Origin of the sequence: Streptomyces sp. NPDC051662, assembly GCF_040681655.1 — a bacterium.
Lineage (GTDB): Bacteria > Actinomycetota > Actinomycetes > Streptomycetales > Streptomycetaceae > Streptomyces.
In genome coordinates this window covers 462,492-488,247 of the sequence record NZ_JBFAZD010000001.1, presented here as the reverse complement: position 1 = coordinate 488,247, position 25,756 = coordinate 462,492, and the positions used below count along the sequence as shown (strand labels likewise).

The 25,756-nt window shown below is 71.0% G+C and carries 20 protein-coding genes; 9 read left to right on the top strand and 11 right to left on the bottom strand.

Features of this window, described 5'->3' with window-relative positions:
- Positions 1–349: 349 nt before the first annotated feature.
- Entirely contained in the window at positions 350–1,516 is a 1,167-nt protein-coding gene (locus tag AB0M67_RS02100) for a serine hydrolase domain-containing protein (protein ID WP_365741599.1), read from the bottom strand.
- A 277-nt stretch (positions 1,517–1,793) separates the two neighbouring features.
- Between AB0M67_RS02100 and AB0M67_RS02095 the strand changes: the two genes are divergently transcribed.
- The 3 genes from AB0M67_RS02095 to AB0M67_RS02085 all read left to right on the top strand — a co-directional run bounded on the left by AB0M67_RS02095 (position 1,794) and on the right by AB0M67_RS02085 (position 4,676).
- Positions 1,794–2,117, top strand: coding sequence for a plasmid stabilization protein (locus AB0M67_RS02095; protein WP_365741597.1), 324 nt, complete (start codon positions 1,794–1,796; stop codon positions 2,115–2,117).
- A gap of 422 nt (positions 2,118–2,539) precedes the next feature.
- Entirely contained in the window at positions 2,540–4,327 is a 1,788-nt protein-coding gene (locus AB0M67_RS02090) for a glycoside hydrolase family 13 protein (protein WP_365741594.1), read from the top strand.
- 82 nt (positions 4,328–4,409) lie between these two features.
- A complete protein-coding gene (locus AB0M67_RS02085; RefSeq protein WP_365741592.1) occupies positions 4,410–4,676 on the top strand; it encodes a GlsB/YeaQ/YmgE family stress response membrane protein in 267 nt (88 codons plus the stop codon).
- Positions 4,677–4,808: 132 nt separating this feature from the next.
- Here AB0M67_RS02085 and AB0M67_RS02080 read toward each other — a convergent pair whose 3' ends face one another.
- Together AB0M67_RS02080 and clpX are read right to left on the bottom strand one after the other, a co-directional pair.
- Positions 4,809–5,813, bottom strand: a complete 1,005-nt coding sequence (locus AB0M67_RS02080; RefSeq protein WP_365741590.1) for a sporulation protein — start codon at positions 5,811–5,813, stop codon at positions 4,809–4,811.
- Between the two features lie 150 nt (positions 5,814–5,963).
- On the bottom strand, positions 5,964–7,256 hold the full coding sequence (gene clpX, locus AB0M67_RS02075) for an ATP-dependent Clp protease ATP-binding subunit ClpX (RefSeq protein ID WP_365741588.1): 1,293 nt from the start codon (positions 7,254–7,256) through the stop codon (positions 5,964–5,966).
- Positions 7,257–7,378: 122 nt separating this feature from the next.
- Between clpX and AB0M67_RS02070 the strand changes: the two genes are divergently transcribed.
- The 3 genes from AB0M67_RS02070 to AB0M67_RS02060 all read left to right on the top strand — a co-directional run bounded on the left by AB0M67_RS02070 (position 7,379) and on the right by AB0M67_RS02060 (position 11,720).
- Positions 7,379–8,548, top strand: coding sequence for a helix-turn-helix domain-containing protein (locus AB0M67_RS02070; protein ID WP_365741586.1), 1,170 nt, complete (start codon positions 7,379–7,381; stop codon positions 8,546–8,548).
- A 327-nt stretch (positions 8,549–8,875) separates the two neighbouring features.
- The gene (rsgA, locus tag AB0M67_RS02065; protein ID WP_365741584.1) at positions 8,876–9,982 is read left to right on the top strand and encodes a ribosome small subunit-dependent GTPase A; all 1,107 of its coding nucleotides are present in this window, start codon (positions 8,876–8,878) and stop codon (positions 9,980–9,982) included.
- 145 nt (positions 9,983–10,127) lie between these two features.
- Entirely contained in the window at positions 10,128–11,720 is a 1,593-nt protein-coding gene (locus tag AB0M67_RS02060) for an AlkA N-terminal domain-containing protein (RefSeq protein ID WP_365741846.1), read from the top strand.
- Positions 11,721–11,785: 65 nt separating this feature from the next.
- On the opposite strand, the gene AB0M67_RS02055 is transcribed toward AB0M67_RS02060, so the two are convergent.
- Both AB0M67_RS02055 and AB0M67_RS02050 read right to left on the bottom strand, forming a co-directional pair.
- Positions 11,786–12,268, bottom strand: a complete 483-nt coding sequence (locus AB0M67_RS02055) for a DUF456 domain-containing protein (protein WP_365741582.1) — start codon at positions 12,266–12,268, stop codon at positions 11,786–11,788.
- A 24-nt stretch (positions 12,269–12,292) separates the two neighbouring features.
- On the bottom strand, positions 12,293–13,285 hold the full coding sequence (locus tag AB0M67_RS02050; RefSeq protein ID WP_365741580.1) for a helix-turn-helix domain-containing protein: 993 nt from the start codon (positions 13,283–13,285) through the stop codon (positions 12,293–12,295).
- 360 nt (positions 13,286–13,645) lie between these two features.
- Between AB0M67_RS02050 and AB0M67_RS02045 the strand changes: the two genes are divergently transcribed.
- Positions 13,646–15,025: a protein phosphatase 2C domain-containing protein gene (locus AB0M67_RS02045; protein WP_365741578.1), complete on the top strand. Its 1,380-nt coding sequence runs from the start codon at positions 13,646–13,648 to the stop codon at positions 15,023–15,025.
- A gap of 118 nt (positions 15,026–15,143) precedes the next feature.
- Here the strand turns inward: AB0M67_RS02045 and AB0M67_RS02040 are convergent, their stop codons facing one another.
- Positions 15,144–18,251: a glycoside hydrolase family 38 C-terminal domain-containing protein gene (locus AB0M67_RS02040; protein ID WP_365741576.1), complete on the bottom strand. Its 3,108-nt coding sequence runs from the start codon at positions 18,249–18,251 to the stop codon at positions 15,144–15,146.
- A gap of 230 nt (positions 18,252–18,481) precedes the next feature.
- On the opposite strand from AB0M67_RS02040, the gene AB0M67_RS02035 reads away from it, so the two are divergent.
- Entirely contained in the window at positions 18,482–18,874 is a 393-nt protein-coding gene (locus tag AB0M67_RS02035) for an ATP-binding protein (protein ID WP_365741574.1), read from the top strand.
- A gap of 140 nt (positions 18,875–19,014) precedes the next feature.
- Here the strand turns inward: AB0M67_RS02035 and AB0M67_RS02030 are convergent, their stop codons facing one another.
- Positions 19,015–20,076, bottom strand: a complete 1,062-nt coding sequence (locus AB0M67_RS02030; protein WP_365741572.1) for a DUF2637 domain-containing protein — start codon at positions 20,074–20,076, stop codon at positions 19,015–19,017.
- 210 nt (positions 20,077–20,286) lie between these two features.
- Positions 20,287–21,135 (bottom strand): (2Fe-2S)-binding protein, encoded by an 849-nt coding sequence (locus AB0M67_RS02025; protein WP_365741570.1) that lies wholly within the window; start codon positions 21,133–21,135, stop codon positions 20,287–20,289.
- Positions 21,136–21,251: 116 nt separating this feature from the next.
- On the opposite strand from AB0M67_RS02025, the gene AB0M67_RS02020 reads away from it, so the two are divergent.
- Complete coding sequence (locus AB0M67_RS02020) at positions 21,252–22,100, top strand: GntR family transcriptional regulator (RefSeq protein WP_365741568.1); 849 nt, start codon at positions 21,252–21,254, stop codon at positions 22,098–22,100.
- Positions 22,101–22,189: 89 nt separating this feature from the next.
- Here AB0M67_RS02020 and AB0M67_RS02015 read toward each other — a convergent pair whose 3' ends face one another.
- From AB0M67_RS02015 to AB0M67_RS02005, 3 genes are all read right to left on the bottom strand, one after another.
- Positions 22,190–22,957 (bottom strand): enoyl-CoA hydratase/isomerase family protein, encoded by a 768-nt coding sequence (locus AB0M67_RS02015; RefSeq protein WP_365741566.1) that lies wholly within the window; start codon positions 22,955–22,957, stop codon positions 22,190–22,192.
- 65 nt (positions 22,958–23,022) lie between these two features.
- Entirely contained in the window at positions 23,023–24,156 is a 1,134-nt protein-coding gene (locus AB0M67_RS02010) for a cytochrome P450 (protein WP_365741564.1), read from the bottom strand.
- Between the two features lie 221 nt (positions 24,157–24,377).
- Positions 24,378–25,748, bottom strand: a complete 1,371-nt coding sequence (locus AB0M67_RS02005) for a cytochrome P450 (RefSeq protein WP_365741562.1) — start codon at positions 25,746–25,748, stop codon at positions 24,378–24,380.
- Between the last annotated feature and the right edge of the window lie 8 nt (positions 25,749–25,756).

Sequence of the window (25,756 nt, the reverse complement as noted above, 5' to 3'; positions counted from 1 at the left end):
CATGCTTCACCGAGGGTGCTGGATGTATGACGCAGTGGCTTCAACTGGCGGGGGAGAGATGGCTGATCGATCGTATCTATGCGCGTCCGCCGCCCGTTTAGGTGCCGTACCACCGAATTGCCCTCGTGTTGATCATGGCTGAATTTCATCGGTGGAGGCATGGAACGGGTACGCAACAGCCCGAGACCGTACGTTGATTCGACCGGCGGAGCGCTCTTGCGTACCGGAGTGACGTGTGCTGCCAGTGGGCCGGGGCGGACGACCGTTCGGCCCCTCGGACGGACGGGGGCGAGCGTCTCCGCCCGCCCCCGTCCGTCGGACGCATGGCGGTCAAGAGGTCCTGGCGGGGTTACAGCGCGCTGTACAACGCGTCGATCAGCGCCATCTTGCGTGGATCGTCGGCGATGTTCGACCCCATCCGGTTCATCACATAACCCAGGCTGATGCCCGCCTCCGGATCCGCGAGTCCGCAGGAGCCGCCGAAGCCGTCGTGGCCGACCGCCCTGGGGTTGGGCCCGTACGAACCGTTCCGGCCGCTCAGCCAGAGCCCGAGGCCGATCTCCGTGTCGTGGGCGAAGCCCGCGCCCAGCACCAGGTCCCGGCAGCCGCCCTGGCCCTCGCGGACGCGCTCGACCGCCTCCGGGGAGAGCACGCGGTGGACGCCGAGGCGCCCCCGCCCGGCCCAGATCCCGTACAGCGCGGCGACCGCGCGTGCCGTGCCGTGACCGTTGGCCGCGGGGATCTCCGCGGCGCGCCACGCGGGCGTGTTGGCCTCGGCGGCGCCGGTCGCGGGGTTGCCCAGGGCCGCCAGCGCGACCGGCTCCATCCGCGCGAAGGCGGCGGCCTGTTCACCGGTGAGCGGGGCGCGCGGATGCACCAGCTCGGCGGCGCGCGCGGCCTCCTTCTCCGGCAGCCCGATGGTGAAGTCGATACCGAGCGGCCCGGTCACCTCCCGGTGCAGGAACTCGCCGGGCAGCAGGCCCGTGACGCGTCTGACGACCTCGCCGACCAGGAAGCCGTAGGTGATCGCGTGATAGCCGGACCGGGTGCCCGGCTCCCACCAGGGCTCCGTCGCGGCGAGCCGGGACGTGGTCGACTCCCAGTCGTAGAGCTGCTCGACGGAGTGCGGTTCGCGCAGCCCGGCCAGCCCCGCGCGGTGCGCGAGCAGGTGCCGTACGAGCACGGACTCCTTGCCGGCCGCGGCGAACTCGGGCCAGTACGTGGCGACCGGCGCGTCCGGGTCGAGCACTCCGCGGTCGATCAGCAGATGCGCGCACAGGGCCGTCGGACCCTTGGTCGTCGACCACACGTTGACGAGGGTCTCGCGCTCCCACGGCCGGGTCCGCGCGCCGTCCGCCCACCCCGCCCACAGGTCGACGACCGGCTCGCCGTCGGCGAGCACGGTGACGGCCGCGCCCAGTTCGCCGCGCTCGTCGAAGTTCCGCTCGAACGCGGCGCGCACGGCGGCGAACCGTTCGTCGCAGTGCCCCTGTATCCGCGGTACGCGTGATGTCATCTGGCCCCTCCGTCGCCCCGGGCGGGCCGGGCGGCCCGCTGGCGGATCCGGTTGCCAGGAAACGTACCGACTGGTCGGACCGGCGGGAAGATGTCGGACGGTGCCGTACGGAACGTCTGATGTGTGGCGCGATTCGTGTTGGTTCATCGTTGAACCAACATGGCGGCAGGTCACCTGTCGGAGCGCGACGGCATCAAGTTGCCGGTCCTGAAAGGGGGTAGGAGGGTGAGCCTTAGCGTGCAATCCACCACGAAACGGACCATGAGGAGTGATTCACATGCCACGAGGCTCCAGCCCCAAACGTGAGCGCCAGTACGAGCACATCAAGGACAGCGCGCGGGCGCGCGGCGAGAGCGCGGCGCGGTCGGAGGAGATCGCCGCACGCACCGTGAACAAGGAGCGGGCCCGGGCGGGGGAGTCCCGTACGGCGAGCAAGTCGTCCACCCAGGACATGGCCTCCTCCAGGCGCGGCGGGCAGCGCTCGCACAGCGGGGCCGCGGGACCCACGTACGACCAGCTGTACGCCGAGGCGCAGCGCCGTAAGGTGCATGGCCGCTCGTCCATGAACAAGGCCGAGCTGAAGCGCGAACTGGGGCACTGACCCGCTCAAGGCGGCCGGCGGGACCCGGGGGGCCGAGGGGGGCCCGGGGCGTACGCCGGCCGCCGCCGGCCATGTCCGCGCCCGGCGCCCCAACGGCCGCCGAACGGCCACCACATGCCGATGCCCAGGACGACGCCATGATCGTCGCCCCGGAGGCGCGCGGCAGACCGCCCGGCCCGGATCGCCGCCCGGCCGGGCCACCCGAGATCGACCGTACGGCGCAGACTCGCCATGCTTTTCGCGCGGCGCCGGGTCGTCACGCGGGTCACTCCCGCACGCGCCGCCGCTGGGCGAGCCGTACAGCACGCCGGGAATTCGGGTCGAGACCTTCCGCTCCGGTCCGACCTCCGGTGCGGTGAAGGGATGATCGCACCGCGCCACTACAGTTTCAGCGCCCCCTCAGCTCGGCACGAGAGGTATCTGTGACTCAGCACGCGTTCCCGGACGGCAATGGCGACGGCAACGGCTACGGCGGCAGCGGCGACGGCCATGGCGGCAGCGGCGGCGACGGCGACGGCGCAAGAGACCACGGGCGCGACTGGTGGCGGGAGTCCGTCGTCTACCAGATCTATGTCCCCAGCTTCGCCGACGCGGACGGCGATGGAATGGGCGACCTCCGCGGGATCACCGACCGGCTCGGCCATGTCGCCGAACTCGGCGCGGACGCCGTCTGGCTCACGCCGTTCTACCGCTCCCCGCTGGCCGACGGAGGCTATGACGTCGCCGACTACCGGGATGTCGATCCGCGGCACGGCACCCTCGACGACTTCCGCGCGCTGCTCGGCCGGGCCCGTGCGCTCGGACTCCGCACGATCGTCGATATCGTGCCGAACCACTGCTCCGACCAGCACCCCTGGTTCGCCGAGGCGCTGGCGTCCGAGCCCGGCTCGGCCGCCCGCGACCGCTTCGTCTTCCGGGAGGGACGCGGTCCCGACGGCGCCGAGCCGCCCGCGGACTGGCAGTCGAAGTTCGGCGGCCCCGCCTGGACGCGGGTGCCCGACGGCCAGTGGTACATGCATATCTTCGCGGCCGAGCAACCCGATCTGAACTGGGAGAACCCCGACGTCACGGCGGAGTTCGAGAGCATCCTGCGCTTCTGGCTCGACCTCGGGGTCGACGGCTTCCGTATCGATGTGGCGCATGGCCTGCGCAAGGACCTCACCGCGCCGCTGCGCGACACCCGGGGCGGTGACACCGCGCCCCTCAACTCCCCGCCGAGCGGTGAGAACCACCCTTTCTGGGACCGCGACGAGGTCCATGACATCTACCGCGTCTGGCGGAAGATCACCGACTCGTACGCCCCGCCCCGGATCATGGTCGCGGAGGCGGGGGTGAGCGCCGCCAGGCTGCCGCTCTACACCCGGCCCGACGAGCTGCACCAGGCGTTCAACTTCTTCCATCTGCGCTGCCCGTGGGACGCCGGTTCCTTCCGCGATGTCATCGACACCTCACTCACCGGCGCGGCCTCGGCCGGGGCCCTGCCGACCTGGGTGCTCTCCAACCACGATGTGGTGCGCCACCGCAGCCGGTACGGGCTGCCGGAGGGCACGGACCTCCGTGCCTGGCTGCGGACCGACGGCCGGGATCCGGAGCCCGATGACGCCCTGGGAGGCCGACGGGCGCGGGCCGCCGCGCTGCTGACCCTCGCGCTGCCCGGTACGACCTACCTCTACCAGGGCGAGGAACTGGGCCTCCCCGAGGTCGTCGACCTGCCGGCGGACGCGCTGCGCGACCCGATGTGGGAGCGCACGGGGCACCGGGTCAAGGGCCGCGACGGCTGCCGGGTGCCGCTGCCGTGGACCACGGCCGGCTCCTCGTACGGCTTCGGACCCGGCGGCAGCTGGCTGCCGCAGCCCGACGGGTGGGGCGTGTGGTCGGTGGAGAGCCAGTCCGGCCGGCCGGCCTCGTTCCTGGAGCTGTACCGTACGGCGCTGTCCCTGCGCCGTGGCTTCCGCGGCGACGAGAGCTTCGCGTGGCTGCCGTCGGCCCCGGGTGAACTGGCCTTCAGAAAGGGCGAGGGCCTGGTCTGCCGGGTCAATCTCTCCAACGCGCCGGTGCCGTTGACCCTGCCCGCCGGGGCGAGGCCCTTGCTGGCGAGCGGCGAACTGACCGCCGACGCCGGGCAGGACATCACCCTGCTGCCGCCGGACACGGCGGTCTGGCTGGACACGAGGGAGCTCCAGGGAGGAAGGGGATCCAAGGAGGTCTGACGGTCCGGGCGGTGAAGACACGATCCCGGGGTATGCGTACAGTTGCGCAACTAAGCAACGTACGCGGACTGGGGAGAACGACGTGGGCATCATCAGCTGGATCATTCTGGGGCTGCTGGCCGGGGTGATCGCGAAAATCCTGCTGCCCGGACGGGATCCCGGAGGGCTGGTCGGCACCACGCTGATCGGTATCGCCGGTGCCTTCGTGGGGGGTTGGCTCTCCGCGAAGATCTTCGACCGCCCGGTGCAGAACGAGTTCTTCGACGCGGCCACCTGGGGCGCGGCGATCGGTGGCTCGCTCGTGCTGCTCATCCTCTACCGGCTGCTCTTCGGCAACTCCCGCGACTGACGCGCCCGGCGTGCTTGGTGCACCTGGCGCGCCTGACGGGACCGCGGGACCGCGGAACGAGATGACACGCGGGGCGGTGGCCGACGGCCACCGCCCCGCACGCGTCCGCCCGGGCCGAGGGCGGGCGGGCCGCTACTCGTCGCCGCCCTCGTCCTCCTCGCCCTCGAACGCGTCACCGATCTCGTCGATGACCTCGGCCGCCACCATGCCGCCGACCACACCGACCGCCACGCCCGCGGCTACGCCGGCCACCATCGCGCCCGTACTGGGGCCGGACCGATGCCCGCCGGAGTGGTGCTCTCCGTGATGCCGCTCCCCGTAGTGCCCCTCCCCGTGATGTTCGCCGTAGTGGCCCGGGTGCGCGCCGCGGCTGTCGACAAGTTGCTTGATCCACCTGTCGACCTCGGTGTTCCAGTCCACGTGCTGGACGTTGTGATGCGAGACCGTGAATCGGTTGACCGTGTCGTGTCCGCCGGAGAAGAGCCCGCCGCGCTTGTCGGCCTCGATGACGACGTCCATCCCGCCGGCGGTGGCGAGGAAGGTGACCTCGATCTCGTTCAGCGCGTGCGCGTAGTGCGCCGGCGGGGTGAGTTCGAGCTCTTGGTAGAAGGGCAGCCGCTGATCGGTGCCATTGATACGGCCCAGTTCCAGATCGGCCGATTTGAAGCCCCAGCCGAGCTGCCCCAGGGCCTCCAGAACGGCCTCCTGGACCGGCAGGGGAGAGACGCTGAGCTGGTCGAGATCGCCCTTGTCCCGCGCCCCGGACACCGCCAGCTCGGTCCGTACTCCGAGTACCACGCCCAGCGGCTGGCCGTAGAGCTCGGTCACGGGCGTTTCCCACGGCAGGGTCAGCGTGAACGGAATCGTCTGCTCCGACTCCTCCGCCAGCCGGAACCCACCGGCGACGGTGACCCGGTCGAAGACGACCGTGCCCTCGGTCTCCTCGTCGTGTCCCTCGGCCTCGACCCGGGCGACCAGGTCCAGCGTGATCTGCTCGATCTCCAGGTCCGTACGGCCGCCTCGCAGCCGCACCTGACCCGACAGCGGGCCGCCCGGCACGGCGGCCACGTTGTCCAGCACGGTGTCGACAGACGGTCCGCCGACACCGACGGCTCCGAGCAGTTTCTTGAACACCATCGTGGCGTCCACTCCTTCATAGGGGTGTTGAACGCCATCAGAACTACCCCAGGAGGTAAAGCGGTTCCCAAGAGGCGCCCCGGCCGGGCATATTTTCCAGCCACCCGGCCGACCGCGTTCCATGCCGACCGCGCGCCATGCCCACGCGCTCTACGCGGAGCGGTCGCGGCGTTCCCTGGTGCGGACTGGCTTCTCGCGCGGTACGAGTGTGGGGTTGACGTTGTCGAGCACGGTGTCGCGGTCGACCACGACCCGCGCCACATCGTCCCGGCTCGGTACCTCGTACATCACATTGAGCAGTACCTCTTCGAGGATCGCGCGGGCCGCGCGGGCGCCGGTGCGGCGCAGCAGCGCCTGTTCGGCGATCGCGCCGATGGCGTCGGCGGTGAACTCCAGCTCCACCCCGTCGATCTCGAAGAGCCTCTGGTACTGCCGGATCAGCGCGTTGCGCGGCTCGGTGAGGATCCGCGTCAACGCCGCCCGGTCCAGCGGCTGGACAGTCGTCACCATCGGGAGGCGGCCGACGATCTCCGGGATCAGCCCGAACTTCAGCAGATCCTCGGGCATCACCTCGGCGTAGACATCGCGCCGCTCCCGCTCCTCCTTGCCGGCGATCGTCGCGCCGAAGCCGATGCCCCCGCGGTCGGCCCGCTGCTCGACGATCCGCTCCAGGCCGGCGAAGGCGCCGCCGACGATGAACAGCACATGGGACGTGTCGATCTGGAGGAATTCCTGCTGCGGGTGTTTCCGGCCGCCCTGGGGCGGTACGGAGGCGACGGTGCCCTCCAGGATCTTCAGCAGGGCCTGCTGGACGCCCTCGCCGGAGACATCGCGGGTGATCGACGGATTCTCGCTCTTGCGGGCGACCTTGTCGATCTCGTCGATGTAGATGATCCCGCGCTCGGCCTTCCTGACGTCGTAGTCGGCCGCCTGGATCAGCTTCAGCAGAATGTTCTCGACGTCCTCGCCCACATATCCGGCCTCGGTGAGCGCGGTGGCGTCGGCGATCGCGAACGGTACGTCGAGCATCCGGGCCAGCGTCTGGACCAGATAGGTCTTGCCGCAGCCGGTCGGACCGATCAACAGGATGTTGGACTTGCCGAGTTCGACCGGCTCGGCCCCGTCCGCCGTCTCCGCCCGCTCGTCCCCGCTGATGCGCTTGTAGTGGTTGTAGACCGCCACCGAGAGGGCCATCTTGGCGTTCGTCTGCCCGACGACGTACTGGTCGAGAAAGGCATGGATCTCGCGCGGCTTCGGCAGCTCCCGTAACCCGTTCCCGTGCGCGCCGTCGAGCTCCTCCGCGATCAACTCGTTGCAGAGTCCGACGCATTCGTCACAGATGCAGACCGGGCTCGGACCCGCGATGAGCTTCCTGACCTGCTTCTGGTTCTTCCCGCAGAAAGTACATCTGAGCAGTTCGCCGCCGTCACCGATGTGTGCCACTGGGAAGCGTCTCCTCAACGGTTGTGCGGCATTCGCATGGTTGGACCATATGACATCACCATCTGAGTGGTCACGGTATCTTGAAGCGGCACTGAACAGCAAAGCGGGGACGAGTGAGGGCGATGGGCCGGCTCAGCAGGGCGGAGCTGCAGGAGCACAACCGCGCCAAGGTACTGGCCGCCGCCAGGGACGAGTTCGACGAACGCGGGTTCAGGGACGCCAAGGTCGACGGTATCGCCGAGCGCGCCGGGTTGACACGCGGGGCGGTCTACTCCAACTTCCCCGGGAAAAGAGCACTTTACTTCGCGGTCCTGGCCTGTCTGGCCGAGCGCGAGTCCATATCCGCGTCCGAGTCCCCTGACGAGACCTCGTCCGGGACCACCCGTGACGCGCTCGGCGCGCTGGCCCGCGCCTGGGTCGCCCGGCTGCCGCTCGCCGACAGCGACGAGGAACACGGCCCGGCCCGGCTCGATATGTATGTGGTGCCGGAAGTCCTCGCCGAGGGACGGATCCGCCGGCCCTTCGCGCAGTTGATGAAGCTGGACGCGATTCTGCTCGGGCTGGCCCTGGAGCGCCTTCGGCCGCCCGCGGGGCACGCCGGGTCCGGCAGTCAGGTGCGGGTCGCGGAGGCCGCGCTCACCACCCTGCACGGCGCGAGCCGGCTCGCCGCCGTCGCGCCCGGCTTCGTGGAGCCCTTCAATGTCGTCAGCGCCGTCGAGCAGTTGGCCGGCCTCACGCTCCACGACTGGTGGCCGCCCCCGCATGTGATCACCCAGGCATGGCCGACCGACGAGCCGTGGGACCCGCCGCCGGTGCGGGACGCCGTACGCGGCGAGCCCGCGCGGCTCACGGGCGACGGCGTGGTGGCGATTCTCGGGCTGCACCGCATCGAGGCCGTCGAAGAGGCGGTACGGGCCGCACCGCCCGGCGCCCGGATCACCGCCGTCCTGGTCACCGGCGACCCCGCCGAACTGGCGCCGCTGGCGCGGCTGACCGTCGCCGGACTCTGCAACTGCCTGCGCCAGGCCTTCCCGCCCTCGGCCTGGCCCCGGCTGCAAGTGGTGTTCGACGAGTCGGGCGCTTTCGCGGCGGCGGCCGGCCTGCCCGCCGTCAGCGACGCGACCGAGGCCGCCGTACGGGTCGAGGCGGGCCGTATCGTCGCCCGCGCCGACGGGCGCGGCGCCTGCCACGCGGCGGCGTCCGCGGCCGTGGCGGCGCCGGATACGGCGGCCCCCGCTGGGGCGGCGGACCGGATCGGCCTGCCGGTCGAGGCCGACCGCCTGCGCGGATAACCGCGTAAGTACCGGCACCGGGCCGCTCGTTGACGCGGTCGTCCGCGGGGTCGGACGGCCCGGATAAATAACTCGCGCCATCTCTTCCGGTGACGCTAGGGTGAGCGCCGTAGAGCCGACCGACGCTTGTCGGCCGTCGGCCGTCACGGAACGGACCGGACCGGACCGAGGAATCAGGAGGTGAGGACATTGATGACTGTCACCACGCTGGGCGCTGCCCAGGAGCAGAAGTTCATCAATCCCACCCCCGTGGTCTCCGGCTGACCTTCCACCTCATCTCCCGCGCCCACGCGCGCGTGCCGGGGCCACCCTTGTGAAGGGTCCCCCTTGTCTCTCTCTTCTCTGCTGGCTTTCCCCTCCTCCCACCCGCTCGTTCCGTACGGCTGGGACGAGGGCTGGGAAGCCGAGTTCGCCCCTTACGCCGAACGCGGCCTGGTGCCCGGCCGTGTGGTGCGGGTCGACCGCGGTCAGTGTGATGTCGTCACCCCGGACGGTCCGGTGCGGGCCGACACCGAGTTCGTGACCCCGCGCGATCCGCTGCGGGTGATCTGCACCGGCGACTGGGCCGCCGTCGACCCGGGCGGAGATCCCCGGTTCGTACGGGAGTACCTGCCGCGGCGTACCGCGTTCGTACGGTCCACCGCCTCCACCCGCTCCGAGGGACAGGTCCTCGCGGCCAATGTCGATCACGCGGTCATCGCGATCTCCCTCGCCGTCGAACTCGATCTCGGACGGGTCGAGCGCTTTCTCGCCCTCGGCTGGGAGAGCGGCGCGCTTCCGGTCATCGTGCTCACCAAGGCCGATCTCGTGAACGACCCCGCTGTCCTCGGCCATCTGGTCGAGGACGTACGGACCACCGCGCCCGGAGTCCAGGTGCTGACCGTCAGCGCGGCCACGGGGGAGGGCGTCGATGTGCTCTCCGCCGTGCTGTCGGGCGGTACCAGCGTCCTCCTCGGTATCTCCGGGGCCGGCAAGTCGACCCTCGCCAACGCCCTGCTCGGGGAGGACGTGATGGATGTGCGGGCCACCCGTGACGTGGACGGGAAGGGCCGGCACACCACCACGACCCGCAATCTCCTCGCCATGCCGGGGGGCGGCGTGCTCATCGACACCCCAGGGCTGCGCGGGGTCGGGCTGTGGGACGCCGAGACCGGGGTCGGACAGGTCTTCTCGGAGATCGAGGAGTTCGCCGAGGAGTGCCGGTTCCATGACTGCGCGCATCTGGCGGAGCCGGGATGCGCCGTGCTCGCCGCGATCGAGGACGGCTCGCTGTCCGTGCGGCGGCTGGAGAGCTACCGCAAGCTGCTCCGCGAGAACCAGCGCATCGTCGCCAAGACCGATGCCAGGCTGCGCGGCGAGATCCGGCGCGACTGGAAGCGCAAGGGCGCGGAGGGCCGCGCGGCCATGGAGGCCAAGCGCGGACGGATCCGGTAGCGGCGGGCCGGGCGCCCGGCAGCCCGGCCGCCTGGGGACGGGCTGCTGGGCCGCCGGGCATCCGGCCGCGCCGTCGAGCTCGCGGAACGTGGTGTCCGAAATCCGCGAGCCCCGTGGGGCGGGCCGTCGCACACTGGGAACCGTGATGGACGAGGAGACGAGATACGAGGCGGTCGCCAGTCGCGACGCGCGTTTCGACGGCGCGTTCTTCTTCGCCGTCGAGACGACGGGGATCTACTGCCGGCCGAGCTGCCCCGCCGTGACCCCGAAGCGGAAGAACGTGCGGTTCTACCCGACCGCCGCCGCCGCCCAGGGCCATGGCTTCCGTGCCTGCCGCCGGTGCAGGCCGGACGCCGTGCCCGGGTCGGCGGAGTGGAACGTACGCGCTGATGTCGTCGGCCGCGCGATGCGGATGATCGGCGACGGGATCGTGGACCGGGAGGGGGTGCCGGGGCTGGCCGGGCGCCTCGGCTACAGCGCCCGGCAGGTGCAGCGCCAGCTCACCGCGGAGCTGGGCGCCGGACCCGTCGCCCTCGCCCGAGCCCAGCGTGCCCATACGGCACGGATGTTGCTCCAGACGACCGGGCTGCCGGTCACGGAGATCGCGTTCGCGGCCGGCTTCGCGAGCGTGCGCCAGTTCAATGACACGATCCGGCAGATCTACGCCCGTACCCCCAGCGCGCTGCGCGTCGAGTCGGGGACCGGGACGGCGGTGGGGGCCGCGACGGGGACCAGGGCGGCGGCGGGCACTACGACCGCGGCCGGCACTCGCGCCCCGGCCAGGGTGCGGGCGTTCCCCGCGGACCCGGCTCCCCGCACCGACGTGCCTCTTCTCACCGGCATCCCCCTGCGGCTCGCCTACCGGGGCCCCTACGCGGCGCGTGAGGTCTTCGACCTCCTCGCCAGGGAAGCCCTCCCGCACACGGAAGAGGTGACCGGTGAAGCCGGCGCCCGCACCTACCGCCGTACGCTACGGCTGCCGCACGGCCCCGGTTTCGTCTCGGTGGACGAGGCCCGGCCGGCGGGGGACGCACGCGACCCACACACCCGGAGCGGCTGGCTGGAGGCGCGGATCCATCTCACCGAGCTGCGCGATCTCACCACCGCCGTACAGCGGTTGCGCCGACTCTTCGACCTCGACGCCGATCCGTACTCCGTGGACGAACGCCTCGGTGCCGACCCGCGGCTCGCCCCGCTCGTCGCGGCACGCCCCGGGCTGCGCTCGCCCGGCGCCGCCGAACCGGAGGAGTACGCCCTGCGCGCGCTCGTCGGCCACGCGGCTGCCGCCCGGCTCGTCGAGAGATACGGCGAGCCGGTGGATCGCCCCTGCGGACGGCTCGACCGGCTGTTCCCCGAGCCCGCGGCCCTGCGTGACGACCCGGTGGCGGGCCCCCTCGCCGCCGCGCTCGCGGACGGGACCGTACGGCTCGACCCCGGAGCGGACCGCGACGAGGCCGAGCGGACCCTGCTGACCGTGCCCGGGGTGACCCGGCGGACGGCTGCGCTGATCCGGATGCGGGCGCTCGGCGACCCCGATGTGGCACCCGAGGGGGAGCGGGACGACGAGGTGTGGCGGCCGTGGCGGTCCTACGCGACGCGGCATCTGCGACTCGACGGTCTCGAAGGTCTCGAAGTCCTCGACGCGGATCAGGCGCTACCCATCGGCGCCGTACCCATCGGTGCCGTATCCACCGGCGTCGTATCCACTGGCAGGGGCGGGGAGCCGGGCTCCGCGTGACGGGTCGGTCGAGACCCCAGCTGTGGATCTTCCGGGGGTGAATACGGATCAGACCGTCCCCGGGGCTACCCCCGGATCACCACGACCAGCCACGCGCCCACCACCAGCAGACACGCGAACAGCTCCGCCAGGATCGAGCAGCCCGCCGCCCGCATGACCGTACGGGTCGACGCCCAGCCGTCCCGGTGGCTGCCGAGCCGTGCGCGCTCCGCGCCGTAGATCCCCCCGACGTACCCGGCGATCCCGCCCAGCACGGGCACCACGAAGAACCCGACGATCCCGGAGACCCCGCCCACCAGCAGGGTGTGGCGCGGGGCTCCGGTCCCGCGGGTCCTGCGGGCCGGCAGGAGAGGTCTGAGCGCCTGGTTGAGCAGCAGCAGCGCCGATGCTCCGATCAGGATGGCCCAGGCCGGCCGTGACGTGTCGGTCAGCGCCCACCAGAGCACCGCGGCCCATACGATCGCCTGTCCCGGCACCCCGGGGACGAGCACACCGAACAGGCCGAGCAGCATGACCAGACCCACCAGGACGAGTTGCCACACTTCCATCTGCCCCACTGTGCAGGATCGGGCTCAGGGCCGCAGGTCGCGCGCCACCCAGCCCTTCTCGTAGGCGTGCCAGCCCAGCTGGAGACGGGTCGTCACCCCGCTCAGCTCCATCAGCCCCTTCACCCGGCGCTGAACGGTGCGCAGCCCCAGGTCCAGCTGTTTGGCCACGCTCGCGTCGGTCATGCCGGCGAGCAGCAGGGACAGGATCTCCAGGTCGGTCGTGTCAGGACCGGGAAGTCCCAGCTCCGTGACCGTGCCGTCCGTACCGAGCCGTAGTGGCAGCGCCTCGCGCCACACCGCCTCGAAGAGCCCCATCAGCGACTCCAGCAGTCCGCTGGCGTGCACGACCAGCGCCGCGGGCCCGGCCCCACGGCCCGTCAGCGGGACCATCGCCAGGGCCCGGTCCGCCACCACCAGCTTGGTCGGTACCCGCTCGGTCACCCGGACCTGCTCGTCGCGGCCGAGCGCGGCGGACAGTTCGGTGATTCCGGTGGGCAGCGAAAGCACCTCGCGTTCGAGCACCACCCGGTACGCGACCCCGCGCGTGGACGCCCGTTCCTCGGCCTCGTTGTCCATCCCGGTCACGGCCACCGGCCGACCGGTGACCAGGGCACAGACCTCATCGGTCGCGCCCAGCTGCAACTGGTGGAAGCGGTGGGCCACCGCGCTCGCGCCCGTCACCACCTCGATCAGATCGTGCACCGCCGGCTCGGTGGCCTCCGCGCGGTACTCCTCCGCGAGCAGTACGGCGGCCAGTTCGGCCTGTTCCAGCTCATGGCGGTGCTGAGTGAGCAGCGCGCCGAGCGCGACGGCGGGCGGCGCGGCGACCCACCGTCCGGTACGGGACGAGGACTGCGCGGCCAGACCCTGCCGCTCCAGCCGGCGCAGGGCCCGTTCGGTGTCCGGCTCGGGGAGCGCGAGCCGATGGGCCAGATCCGCCACCTCCGCGGCGCCGATCGCCACCAGCGCGCGGTACGCGGACTCCTGTCTCTCGTCGAGACCTATCGCTCCCAGCATCCCTGCCAACCCCTCCCTGGACGCCCGCGCGGCCTCCCCGGCCGCACCCTTTCCGCCACGGGCCGTGGCGGAAACCGGCCACGGCGTAAACCCGCCGCTCCCCATCATCCCTGTACAGGCCGTCTGTCTGCCAAGGTGGCGCCATCACAGCTGCAACAGACCCGGTCATATTCCCCCTGGGTATGCATGACCGGGCTCTGCTCGAATCTGTGAATGCCCGCCGGGCGTCCTTCCCGTGGGGGGTGGGGTCGCCCGGCGGGCTCCGAGGCTGAGAGCCCGCCTCGCGTCTCCGCGCCTTCTCCCCGCGCCTTTTTCCCCGCGTCCCGTTTTCTCGTGCCCGGCGCGGTCGACAATAGGGTCATGAGCCAGCAGGGGGAGAGGTCGCCCGACGGCGACTGGTGGAACCGGCTGTACGACGAGTCCACGCCGGACGCGGGCCCCGCGCCGGCGGCGGGTGACACGCTCGACGACCGCTTCGACTCGGCGGCCCACGCGGTGTCGGAGGCGTCCGGAACCCAGCCGGAAGCCGTGACTCCGGAGCGATCGCGGCCTCAGCCCCAGGCCCCCGTCGTGGGGGCGCCGTGGGAGCCCGTCGCGCCGTACGCGCCCAGCGACGCACGCCCCCTGCCGTCCGCCGCGACGGAGTCGCTCGAACCCGCACCCGCATCCGCATCCGCACCCGCACCTCCGCCCCGGCCTCCGGACCCGCGTCGGTATGAGGGCGACGGGTCGCCCACAGGCGACCCCGAGCCGACCGCCCTGCCCGCCGCGCACGCGGACCGGCTGGACGAGATCGCCGCCGACACCGTCCTCGACGGCGCGCGCTACGGGACGTACACCCTGCGCGCCGTGTCCGTACGGGGCGACGACGCGCGCCACCGCGGCGAGCCCCGCCGCGACGCCCTGCTGACCGCCCGCTTCGGGGACGGCGCCGACGCGCTCGTCCTTGTCGCCGTCGCCAGCGGCGCCCGCGCCACCGAGGGTTCCCATCGCGCCGCGGCGGACGTGTGCCGGTGGATCGCCGGCGCCGTCGGTCGCAGCCACGGCAGCCTCTCCGCGGATATAAGAGCGGGCCGCAGGGACGACCTCAAGTCCGGGCTGCACCGGCTGACCGACCGGGGGTTCGGCAAACTCCGGGCCCGCGCGGCCGAACTGGGGCTGCGCCCCGGGCAGTACACCGCCGGCCTGCGCTGTCTGCTGCTCTCCGCCGACCCCGACTGCCGTACGCGCGTGTTCTTCGGGGTCGGTGACGGCGGCCTCTTCCGGCTCAGGGACGGCGCGTGGCAGGACCTGGAACCGCCGGTGGCCGAGCCAGGCGCCTCAGCCGGCCCGCCCGTGGCCGGCTTCGGTTCCCCGCCCGCCGAGACGCCCGAGGGCGACCGGCTGACGATGGACCTGGAGATCACGAAACCCCCGTCCGTATACGACACGTCCCGGCGCGACGCGTCCCCGCATGCCACCTCCCCGCATGCCACCTCTCCGTACGCCGAAGGGCCGCTCGCGCCGCCGCCCGAGCCGTTCCGGTTCCGCGCCTCGGTAGCCCGGCCCGGCGACACCCTCCTGCTGTGCGGCCCCGGGCTGTCGGAACCACTGCGCGCCGAACCCGCGCTCGCCCGCGAACTGGCCGACCGGTGGGGGCCGACCACCCCACCGGGTCTTGCCGGGTTCCTCGCGGACACCGGGCTGAGGGTGAAGGGCTACGCCGACGACCGCACGGCGGTCGGCGTCTGGGAGGAGTGAGCGCGCCCGGCGCGGACCGTGCGGGACCGGGACCGCGCACGGCTCCCGAAGGTCCCCACGGCAAGGAAAGGGCCGACGCGCGTCACCGCCGTCGGCTCCGTCCCGTCCCGTACACGTGCTACGCGGGCGTGAGCCGCAGCGTCAGGATCTGGAACGGCCGCAGCCGCAGTCGCAGTCCCTCCTCGTCCGTCTCAGCGTCGTGCAGCGGCCGTTCCAGCAGATCCGTCACCCGCGCGCCGATCACCGGGAAGCCGACCCGCAGCGTCGCCCCGGCCCGGCCGCCGGCCGACTCGTAGAGCCGTACGATCACATCCCCGCTCCGGTCCTCGGCGAGCTTGACCGCCTCCACGGTCACCGCCGGATTGTCGACATTCACCAACGGCAGTTGCTCCGGCGCCGGTGCCACGCGCAGCGGCAGATTGAGCGCCAGGCCCTCCTCCACGGTCTCCTCCACCGTTCCGCCCGGCAGCAGGGCGTACTGGAAGCGGTGCGTGCCCAGATCGGTCTCCGGGTCCGGGCTGTGCGGGGCGCGCAGCAGCGTCAGCCGTACCGTCGTGCCGAGACCGTCCCGGTGTGGTGCCCGCGTCACGTCGTGACCGTAGGTCGAGTCATTGAGCACCGCGACGCCGTAGCCGGGCTCCGCGACCCGCAGCCAGCGGTGCGCACAGATCTCGAACCGGGCGGCGTCCCAGCCGGTGTTGTCGTGCGTGGCCCGGTGCACATGGCCGAACTGCACCTCGGCGGTGGACCGTTCGGCGTGTACGTCGAGCGGGAACGCGGCCTTGAGGACCTTCTCCGACTCCTGCCAGTCGACCTCGGTGACGATATCGACCCGCCGGGTGTCGGCGGTGAGCCGGATCTCCTGCGTGATCCGGGACGATCCGAACGTCCGCACCACCCGTACCGCCGCCCTCAGCGGACCCTCCTCGATCAGCTCGACGGAGTCCGCGGCGGTCAGATCGGTGTGCCGGCGCCGGTAGTGCCGGTCGATGTCCCAGGCGTCCCACTGATTGGGGTGGTCGGGGTGCAGTTGCAGCAGATTGCCCCGGCCGCCGGGCGCCAGCACCTCGCGGTCCGCGACGAGATCGCGTACGGAGGACAGCAGCCCGTCGGCGTCGATGACCACTTCCAACCGCTGATTGCGCAGGGTGAAACCGCCGTCGGCCGGTACGGCCGCCACGGGGGCCGGGGCGAGCGTGCTGAACGTGCCCGGCGCCAACGCCCTGACGAGGGCCGGAGCGAGCACCTCACCGTCGGCGAGCGGCTGGGTCGGCACGCCCCGCGCCACATCGGAGGCGCGCGCCGCGACAACGTCGCGCCGAGGGTACGGGGCCGCGTTCCAGACCCCCACCGCGCTGTCGTGGCCGCCCAGCGCGGCCAGCGCGTCATCGATGATGCCCGTCAGCTCGTCCTGGACCGCCGCATAGGTCGCGCGCGCCTCACGGTGCACCCAGGCGATCGACGAGCCCGGCAGGATGTCATGGAACTGGTGCAGCAGCACCGTCTTCCAGATCCGGTCCAGCTCCTCGTACGGATACGCGTACGGAGCGGCGCGGCCCCCCGAGTGCAGCGCCGCCGCCGTCGCCCACAACTCGGCCTCCCGCAGCAGATGTTCGGCGCGACGGTTGCCCTGCTTGGTCTTGGCCTGGGTGGTGTAGGTGGCGCGGTGCAGCTCCAGATACAGCTCGCCCGACCAGACCGGGGCCCGCGCGCCGTACTCCTCCTCGGCCGCCGCGAAGAAGGCCGCCGGGGGCTCGATCTCGACCCGGGGCGAGCCCTCCAGGGACTTCAGCCGCCGTGCCCGCTCCATCATCTCCCGGGTGGGGCCGCCACCGCCGTCGCCCCAGCCGAACGGCACCAGTGACCGGGACGCCCGCCCCTTCTCCGCGAAGTTCCGCTCCGCGTGGGCCAGTTCGGAGCCGTGGAACTGCGAGTTGTAGGTGTCGACCGGCGGGAAGTGGGTGAAGACGCGCGTGCCGTCGATGCCCTCCCACCAGAAGGAGTGGTGCGGCATCTTGTTGGTCTGGTTCCACGAGAGCTTCTGGGTGAGGAACCACCTCACCCCGGCGAGCTTCGCCAACTGCGGGAAGGCCGCCGTGTAGCCGAAGGAGTCCGGCAGCCAGATCTCCTCCGTCTCGACGCCCAGCTCCTCCTGGAAGAAGCGCTTGCCGTGCACGATCTGCCGCGCCAGCGCCTCACCCCCCGGCATATTGGCGTCGGACTCCACCCACATGGAGCCCACCGGCGCCCATGTCCCGTCCGCCACCGCCTGCTTGATCCGCTCCCAGATACGCGGCTGATGGTCCCGCACCCAGGCGTACTGCTGCGCCTGCGAACACGCGAAGACCAGCTCCGGGTAGTCGGCGGCGAGCGCCGTGACATTGGCGAAGGTCCGCGATGCCTTCCGTACGGTCTCGCGCAGCGGCCAGAGCCAGGCCGAGTCGATGTGGGCGTGCCCCGCCGCCGAGATCCGGTGGGCACTCGGGGACGCGGGCCGGGAGAGCGCCTCCGTCAGCTCACCGCGCGCGGCGGCGGCCGTGCCCGCCACATCGTGCAGATCGAGCGCGTCGAGCATGGACTCAAGGGCGCGCAGGATCTCATGGCGCCGCGAGCGGTCCACGGGCAGCTCGCGCATCAGCTCCGTGAGCACCTCGATGTCGAGGATCAGATGCCAGACCTCCTCGTCCAGAACGGCCAGCTCGGCGGCGGCGAAGCGGTAGAGCGGCCGGTCGCCCGCGGTCAGTACGTCACCCAGGGACGTCGGCTGGAAGTCATGCAGGACGGCCGGGTTGGCGGCGGCCTCCAGCAGCAGCTGGACGGGTTCACCACCGGCCGCGGGCGACGCGACCGGGATATACCGGTTGCGCGGATGGATGCCCTTGAGCGGGACGCCCGAGGCGTCGTACACCAGCCCCTCTGCCTGGAAACCGGGCCCCTCGCCGGTGAACCCCGGGTCGATGACCACCTCCACCGGAAGCCCGGCCCAGGCCTCGGGGACCACGCCCTCCAGCCGGAACCAGTGGGTGGACCAGGGCGAGCCCCACTCCGTACCCGTGGTGAACGGCTCGTATGTGCCCCGGAGCGCACGCTCCACCGGCACCGGCTCGCCCGGCGCGTGCCAGACGGAGAGCGAGAGCGGCTCCCGCGCCGCGTACTGCGCGGGACGGATGAACTGGCGCAGCGCCCGCTCCAGCCGCCCTTCCACCAGGGATCGGTCGTCGTGCATCGGTGCTCCTCGCTCCTCGGGATCGGCTCGCACGGTTTCACTCCCCCCTCACATCCCCGGACAGTCCTCGCGCACCGGTCGCGCGCCGTCTGCCCCCACCGCGACGATCAGGTGATGAACACCATGAGTGGTCCATTCCGGGTGGGGAATGCATCTCCTGTACGCGTACGAACGTGGGGTGGGTCAGGACCGGCGAGGAGAGGGACGTCAATGAGCGGGGGGACAGAGTGATGAGAGGTCTACGGCGCAGAGTCGGGGGCGCCGATCTCGCGGCCGTCCCCGAAGTACGCCACGCGTTGCGGGAGATGCTGCGGCACTGGCAGGAGCGGGACAGCGCGGCGGTGGCGGAGCTGCTGATCAGCGAGCTGGTGACGAACGCGCTGGTGCATACGGACGACGGCGCCGTGGTCACCGCGACCGTCGCGGACTCCCGGCTGCGCGTGGAGGTACGGGACTTCGTCGCGGGCGTCCCGGCACCGCCCGCGCCGGAGCGGCCGGTGCCCGACGACGCCACGCACGGCAGGGGGCTCGCGCTGGTCCGGAGCCTCGCGGACGACTGGGGGATACGGGCGAGGCCGGTGGGCAAGGTGGTCTGGTTCGAGCTCAACGGCGAGGCGGCGTAACGACGGTGAGGAAGGGTGCGCGATCAGCGGGATCGGGGATGGACGAAACAGCGGACCGGCGTGACGGCTGTCCGTCACACCGGTCCGAGTGCTGTTCCCCGTGGTGCTCCGCCGACCGCGCGTCAGCAGAACCGTCCGCGTCAGCCGAACTGCTTCTCCAGATCCTTGAGTTTGCGCTCCAGGGAGTCGAGCCTGGGCAGCGCCATGGTGTCGTCCTCCGCGGTCAGGTCCACCGTACGAGGAGTCTCAGGGGACTTCACGGGCTGAAGGGAGAGCCGGGAGTGCTGGTTCAGCTGTCCGGGCTCCACTATGGCAGGCTCCGCTGCGGCCTCGACGGCCTGCGGCGATCCCGATCCCGAGTTCGCCGCGGGAAGGGCCACCTGACGGCCGCCTCGGCCTCGGCCCCAGGCCCGGTGCTGGCGGTTGAGCGCCTTGATCTGCGCCCGGTCCAGCTTCTCCTGCTCCCGCCTGCGGTGCCGGTTCTGCTCCTTCTGGCGACGGTCCTCGCGGACCTCGTCGACCGCCTCGTCCAGCGTACGGACGCCCTCAAGCAGCATCAGCGACCAGGCACCGAAGGTCTCGCGGGGTGCCCGCAGCCACCGTACGATCCGGATCTGCGGCAGCGGACGGGGGACAAGACCCTGCTCACGCAGCGCCGCACGGCGGGTCTGCTTCAGCGCGCGGTCGAACAGCACCGCGGCCGAGAGGGACATACCGGAGAAGAACTGCGGAGCGCCTTCGTGACCGATGCCCGTGGGCGCGTGCACCCAGTTGAACCAGGCGGCGGCGCCGGCGAACGTCCACACCAGCAGTCGCGAACCCAGGGCCGCGTCGCCGTGGCTGGCCTCGCGCACCGCGAGCACGGAGCAGAACATCGCCGCGCCGTCGAGACCGAACGGGACGAGATACTCCCAGCCGCCGCTGAGACCGAGATTCTCCTGGCCGAAGCCGACCAGGCCCTTGAACGAGAGCGCGGCGGCGACCGCCGCGCAGCAGAAGAGGAGTGCGTAGGAGGCGATGCCGTAGATGGCTTCCTTCCGTCTGCGGCGCTCCTCGCTGCGTTCCCACGAATCCTCGACGGGTGCGGCCTTGTCAGCCGCCGCGCGCTTGCCGCGCGCGAACACCGCCACGGCCACCAGGATTCCGACGAGCAGGACGACGCCGGGAAGCAGCCAGTTCAGCGATATGTCTGTCAGTCGCATGCGGTGTTCCTTGCATCGCAGTAGGGCGTTTGGGTCGCCATTTTGGCGGAAGTACGGTGACGCTCAGGGGGTTTTGGGACAAGAGAACACCAACGAGGCGGTGCAGCACGTGAAGAGGCACGAACGGCTGACACCGCCGTTCGGCAGGTGGCTGTCATGTTCGATTAATATCACCCCTGCGGGTGGCGTGGGAGCGAGGGTGACGCGGGGTCAGACGCTCGCGGCGAGCTTCCGGACCCGCTTGTTGTCGCAGGTACGCGGGCAGGTCACGCAGGTGTCCTCGGGGCGCAGCGTGTAGAAGAGGCAGCAACTGGCCCGGTCACGGGTCGGCAAAGATTCGCCGTCCGGTCCGGTCAGCTCACGGAAACCCGCCGCACCGACGTACGGCGCGGTCGTGCCCGGCATCAGCCGCTCAAGCTCCGCCATCGCGTACCGCTCCTCGCCCAGCAGATGGGCGATGTACCACAGCCCCTCGACGATCTCGTCGGTGGCCATCCCCCACAGCGCCCGCCGGCCGCGTCGCAGCCGGGGGGCGAAGCCGTCGAGGACCGGTGCGAGATGGTCGGCGACGGCCGCCCGCACCTCGGCGCGCAGTGCCTCCTCGTCCGGGACGACCCGGGCGCCGGGCAGTGTCGCGGCGGGGTCGTCCGGCAGACAGGCGAACTCGTCGATCCGTACGGTCATCCGGCCCAGCGCCCGCTGGAAGGAGACGGCCTCGACGGGCAGCCGGGGCACCCTGCGGCGCAGGAACCAGGGCATGGTGATCAGCAGACAGGCCGGCCAGGCGTACCGGTGGAAGGCGAAGCCGGCGATCACATCGGGGCGCGCCTCCTGCCCGTAGTCCCGGCGCACCTGTGCCTCGTCCCAGGCGAGGAACGTGTCGAGGGCAGCGCCCCCGGCCGCCAGATCCGCCGCGCTCACCCAGCCGCCACCCATCGGGGGCCGCTCACTCTCGGTGAGCTGGTCGATGCTCAGCGCGGGGAACACCTCGGCCAGACGGGCGTACGCGTCCGTCACGGGCGAGGCGGGGAGGCCGGGCAGCAGCGTGGGCAGGGTCATGCAGGGGACCACCGAATCGGGATCGTTTGCAGGTAAGCCTTACCTTATCCGATGTGATCGAGGTTTGAACTATGGCCCGGTCGGCCTATCGTGCACGGATAAGGAGGTGGGCCGGAGTGGAGCGAGGCAGAGCGCGCGACGCCGCCGTACCCCGGCCGTACGCGACGGACGCGCCGGAGGCGCTGAGAGCGGCGGAGGCGTCGGGAGCGTCCGAGGCGTCCGCCTCCGGGTCCCGGCGGGTGCCCGAGCAGGCGCGTGGTGAGCACACGCACAGTGAGCCCGACCGGTCGGGTTGCCCCACGCGGTCCCCGGCCTCGGCCCCGCCTCCGCCCTCGTCCCCGCCGGTACGCCGTCACTCCGTACGCGGGCAGATCCTCGACGCCCTGCGCACCGCGCTCGTCAGCGGTGAGCTGGCCCCGGGCGAGGTTTACTCCGCCCCCGTGCTCGGCGAGCGCTTCGGCGTCTCCGCCACCCCTGTACGGGAAGCCATGCAGCAGCTCGTGCTGGAAGGCGCCGTCGAGGTCGTGCTCAACCGCGGCTTCCGGGTCATCGCGCGCAGCGCGGGTGAACTGGCCGAGCTCGCCGAGGTGCGCGCCCTGCTCGAAGTGCCGGTGATGCTGCGGCTGGCCCGTACCGTGTCCGCCGAACAGTGGGCGGCACTGGTCCCGTTGGCGGAGGCGACCGGCGCCGCCGCCGCGGTCGGGGACCGCGCGGCGTACGCGGAGTGCGACCGTGCCTTCCATCGCGCGCTGCTCGCTCTCTCGGGCAACCAGCAACTGGTCATGGCGGCCGACGATTTGCACCGCCGCTCGCAGTGGCCGCTGGTCAGCGCCCCGGCCGTACGCCGTGCCGATCTGGTCGCGGACGCGGCCGAACACTCCGCGCTGCTCGACGCGTTGATGGCGCGGGACCTGCCGGTGGTGCAGTCGCTGATGAGGGAGCACTTCACGGGCTCGGCCGGCTGAACCCGCGCTGATTCCCCGGCCTCACCAACGCGCCGGCCTCACCAACGCGCCGGCCTCACCGGCGCGTCGATGTCACCGGCGCGTCGATGTCAGCGATGGCGGGAGGCAGCCGCCGCCGCTGCCAGCGCCGAGGTCATCAGATCCGGGTCGAGAAGGGTGCTGTCCGCGAGACGGCTCGCGCCCCCGTACGCGTTCAGCATCATCTTGGCGGTCCGCAGAGCCGCCGGGGATCTGCGGACCATCGGCCTGACCCACTGCTGGACAGCGTTGTCCAGCTCGTCCACCGGGACGACCTTGTGCAGGACGGACAGCTCCGCCGCCGTCGCCGCGTCGAAGTTGTTACCGGTCAACAGCAGCTCACGGACCCTGGCCGCGCCCGCCTCCTGTATCAGCCGGGGCAGGGCACCTCCCCACGCCGGAGGCATACCCAGGGCGAGTTCGGGCATACGGAAACGGCAGTCGTCCGCCCCTGCCCGCAGATCGCAGAACACGGCGAGAGCGAGCCCCGCGCCTATGACACCGCCGTGCAGCCGGGCGATGGTGACCGCGTCGGCCGTCGCGAGCGCGTCGCAGACCCGGCGTGCCTTCTTGCCCAGGGTGCGAAGGCTCGCCCCACTGGGGTCCGCGGCCAGGAACTCGGCGAATTCCGCGCGGTCTCCGCCGAGGCAGAAGTCGTTTCCCACGCCGGAGAGGATCAACACCCGGATTCCCGGGTCGTCCTGAAGGGCACTCAGCACGGAGAGCAGTTCGTCCAGGAGCGTCCCCGAGACGGCATTGCCGGTTTCGGGAGAGTTCAGCTCCACCGTCAGCACGGGCCCTTCCTGAATGACCCGGAGCGCCTTGAAGTCTTCCACCACGCCGTTCCCTGTGTATATGTCGGTTCTCACTGTGCCAACACGTCTCAATTTTCCCTGACGCCAGGTCAGCCCCTGGTCACCGGGAGTTCCATGATCCGTCGGAAGCCCACGCGAGGCGCCCATATCGGGTCGCCGTCGAGACGGAGATCGGGCAGCCTCCGCAGCAACGAGGTCAGTACGGTCGTCGCCTCCAGCCGGGCCAGGGGTGCGCCGAGGCAGTAGTGGATTCCGCCGCTGAAGCTGAGGTGCGCGGCCTTGCGCCGTACGTCGAAGAGCTCCGGCTCGGCGTGCTCTTGGGGGTCGTGGTTGGCCGCACCGACCATGAGATGCACCATCTGGTCACGCTGGATGTACGCGCCGCCCAGGGTGGTGTCCTCGCCGGCGACCCTGCTGATCACATGGTTCGGCGAGTCATAGCGGAGCACCTCCTCGACGGCGCCCGGTATGTGCTCGGGATGCGTGCGCAGCCAGCGCAGTTGGCGCGGGTGCTTCAGCAGGAGCCACACCATGTTCGAGAGGAGGGTCGCCGTCGTCTCCGGCGCGGCCAGGAGGAAGAGGAACGAGAGGAAGTACACGGCCTCGTCGGCCGTCTCCTGGTCGTCCTCAAGATCGTCCCAGGTCCGCAGCCACTCCGAGATCGGATCGTCGCCCGGCGCGCGGCGGCGTTCGCGTATCACCGCTGTGAAGTACTCGCGCAATTGGGCGGTGGCGGCGTCCGACCGCGAGAGCTGGCTCGGCGTCGGCAGCAATTCCTGCGAGAACACCTGATCGCGGGTGAGCGAACGGAGCAGGTGATAATCGGAGGGCGGCAGGCCGAGCCATTCGCCGATCGTCATGATGGGCAATTCATCGCTGACCAGCGAACTGAAATCGGCCCGGCCGCTCCGCAATTTCTCGGTGAGCCGGTCGAGCAATTGTTCCGTGGTTTTCTCGATCGAACCCTTGGAATTCGCGAGAGATTTCCGGTCGAAAGTATTGCCGACCGAACGCCGCACCCTGGTGTGGTGCGGCGGATTCAGGGCCGGCAGGGTCTTTCCCATTTCCTGCGAGGAGGAGGCGTTCCAGCGGGTCGCCGCGCCCTGCCTGGCGCGCCACTCACTGTCGGGCACCTGCCAGGTCTTGTTCCTCAGTACCTGGTCACAGAGGTGGTACGAGGTCACCAGATGCCCGCCCCAGGGAGCGGGGATGATATCTCCCATTGCTCTGAGTTCTGCGTAGAGAGGCAGCGGATTCGACTGGCCATTGGATGTACGCAGACGGGAAAATATCGAGACTACAGCGCGTCGATCTACTGACGAAGTAGTCAGGGAGGGCTCCACAGCGACTCCTTATCAAGGGATCACGTAAGATTCGCCCACCCTGTCTACCCCTACGGTTGAACGTTCATGCGAAGGTAAAGGGCCCCGCTTTGTTGCGGATCTCACACCTTCCACCAGGCGAGGAATCCACTCCAGAAGCTACCCTTCTGCGGCTTGGCCTGATGGGCCGGAGCAGGGGCGTTTCCGGCGGTACGACCGCCGTTGGCCGGATACGGTACGGATTCCGACTTCTCTTTCCGTACCGGGGTGAAACGGGCCGGCAGCGCGGTGAGCGCCCGGTGGAACGGACCAGGCCGGGAGAGCAGCGTGTCCGCGGGCACCGCGAGCTCGATGTCCGGCAGGCCGTTGAGCAGCTTCTCGATGGCCAGTACGGAGATGAGCAGCGCCGGGTCCTTCGCCGGGCAGGCGTGCGGACCGGCACCCCAGGCCAGATGCGCCCGCTTGCTCAGCGTCTGCCGGCTCATGGACAGGCTCGGGTCGGTGTTGGCGGCGGCGAAGCTGATGAGCACCGGATCACCGGCGTCCAGCTTGCTGCCGTTGAGGTCGACGTCGTACAGCGGGTAGTGCGCCGCGTAGTTGGCTATGGGGGTGCTGTTCCACAGGACGTCGTTGATGGCGTCCTCGACCAGCAGGCCGGCCGAGTGCGGTCCGTCGGCGTACCTGTCGTCGGACAGCAGCACCCGCAGGGAGTTGGCGATCAGATTCGACAGGGGTTCCGTGCCCGCGCCGATGAGCAGCAGGATCTGATGGATCATCTCCTCGTCGGTGAGCCCGACCGGATGCTGCATCAGCCAGGAGGTGACGTCCTCGCCCGGCCTGGCCCGCTTGAGCGCGACCAGTTCGCTCAGCGCCTCGGTCAGGACCTCGTTCGCCTTCTCCGCGTCGATGCCGTCGAAGATGCCGGAGAGCCCGAAGACCAGCCGGTCACCGATCTCGGCCGGGCAGCCGAAGAGGTCGTTGAAGACCAGCAGCGGCAGCACCTGCGCGTAGTCGCCGATCAGATCGGCCTTGCCCCGGCCGCTGAACTGGCTGATGAGATACGAGGCGACCCGCTCGACATGCCGGGTCACCCGGTGCGTGTCGATCTTGGCCAGGCTCTCCGTCACGGCCTGACGGAGCCTCAAGTGCTCGGCGCCGTCGGTGAACATCGGGTTCGGCCGGTACATCATCATGGGCAGCACGGGGCTGTCCATCGGCACCCGGCCCTCGTTGAGCGCGCGCCAGCGGCGCGAGTCCCGTGCGAACGCCTCGGGGTTCTGGAGCACATGGAGCGCCGCCGCGTAGTCCGTGACGAGCGAGGCATCCACCCCGGGAGCCAACTCCACCGGCGCGGCTGGGCCGTAGTGCCGCATATGTTCGTAGAAGGCATCCGGGTCGGCAGCGAATTCGGGACCGTGCAGGGGCACGCGCATACCGCTGTTGTGCGCCGGGCAGCCAGGTGGCGGGGCCTGGTACTCCGAATGAGATTGCATGCCGAACT

What these genes read in the sequence shown, in the direction of transcription:
- AB0M67_RS02100 (WP_365741599.1), bottom strand. Translation starts at nt 1,516, where the DNA reads ATGACATCACGCGTACCGCGGATACAGGGGCACTGCGACGAACGGTTC.
- AB0M67_RS02095 (WP_365741597.1), top strand. Translation starts at nt 1,794, where the DNA reads ATGCCACGAGGCTCCAGCCCCAAACGTGAGCGCCAGTACGAGCACATC.
- AB0M67_RS02080 (WP_365741590.1), bottom strand. Translation starts at nt 5,813, where the DNA reads ATGGTGTTCAAGAAACTGCTCGGAGCCGTCGGTGTCGGCGGACCGTCT.
- AB0M67_RS02070 (WP_365741586.1), top strand. Translation starts at nt 7,379, where the DNA reads ATGGGCCGGCTCAGCAGGGCGGAGCTGCAGGAGCACAACCGCGCCAAG.
- AB0M67_RS02060 (WP_365741846.1), top strand. Translation starts at nt 10,128, where the DNA reads ATGGACGAGGAGACGAGATACGAGGCGGTCGCCAGTCGCGACGCGCGT.
- AB0M67_RS02055 (WP_365741582.1), bottom strand. Translation starts at nt 12,268, where the DNA reads ATGGAAGTGTGGCAACTCGTCCTGGTGGGTCTGGTCATGCTGCTCGGC.
- AB0M67_RS02050 (WP_365741580.1), bottom strand. Translation starts at nt 13,285, where the DNA reads ATGCTGGGAGCGATAGGTCTCGACGAGAGACAGGAGTCCGCGTACCGC.
- AB0M67_RS02045 (WP_365741578.1), top strand. Translation starts at nt 13,646, where the DNA reads ATGAGCCAGCAGGGGGAGAGGTCGCCCGACGGCGACTGGTGGAACCGG.
- AB0M67_RS02040 (WP_365741576.1), bottom strand. Translation starts at nt 18,251, where the DNA reads ATGCACGACGACCGATCCCTGGTGGAAGGGCGGCTGGAGCGGGCGCTG.
- AB0M67_RS02035 (WP_365741574.1), top strand. Translation starts at nt 18,482, where the DNA reads ATGAGAGGTCTACGGCGCAGAGTCGGGGGCGCCGATCTCGCGGCCGTC.
- AB0M67_RS02030 (WP_365741572.1), bottom strand. Translation starts at nt 20,076, where the DNA reads ATGCGACTGACAGACATATCGCTGAACTGGCTGCTTCCCGGCGTCGTC.
- AB0M67_RS02025 (WP_365741570.1), bottom strand. Translation starts at nt 21,135, where the DNA reads ATGACCCTGCCCACGCTGCTGCCCGGCCTCCCCGCCTCGCCCGTGACG.
- AB0M67_RS02010 (WP_365741564.1), bottom strand. Translation starts at nt 24,156, where the DNA reads ATGGGAGATATCATCCCCGCTCCCTGGGGCGGGCATCTGGTGACCTCG.
- AB0M67_RS02005 (WP_365741562.1), bottom strand. Translation starts at nt 25,748, where the DNA reads ATGCAATCTCATTCGGAGTACCAGGCCCCGCCACCTGGCTGCCCGGCG.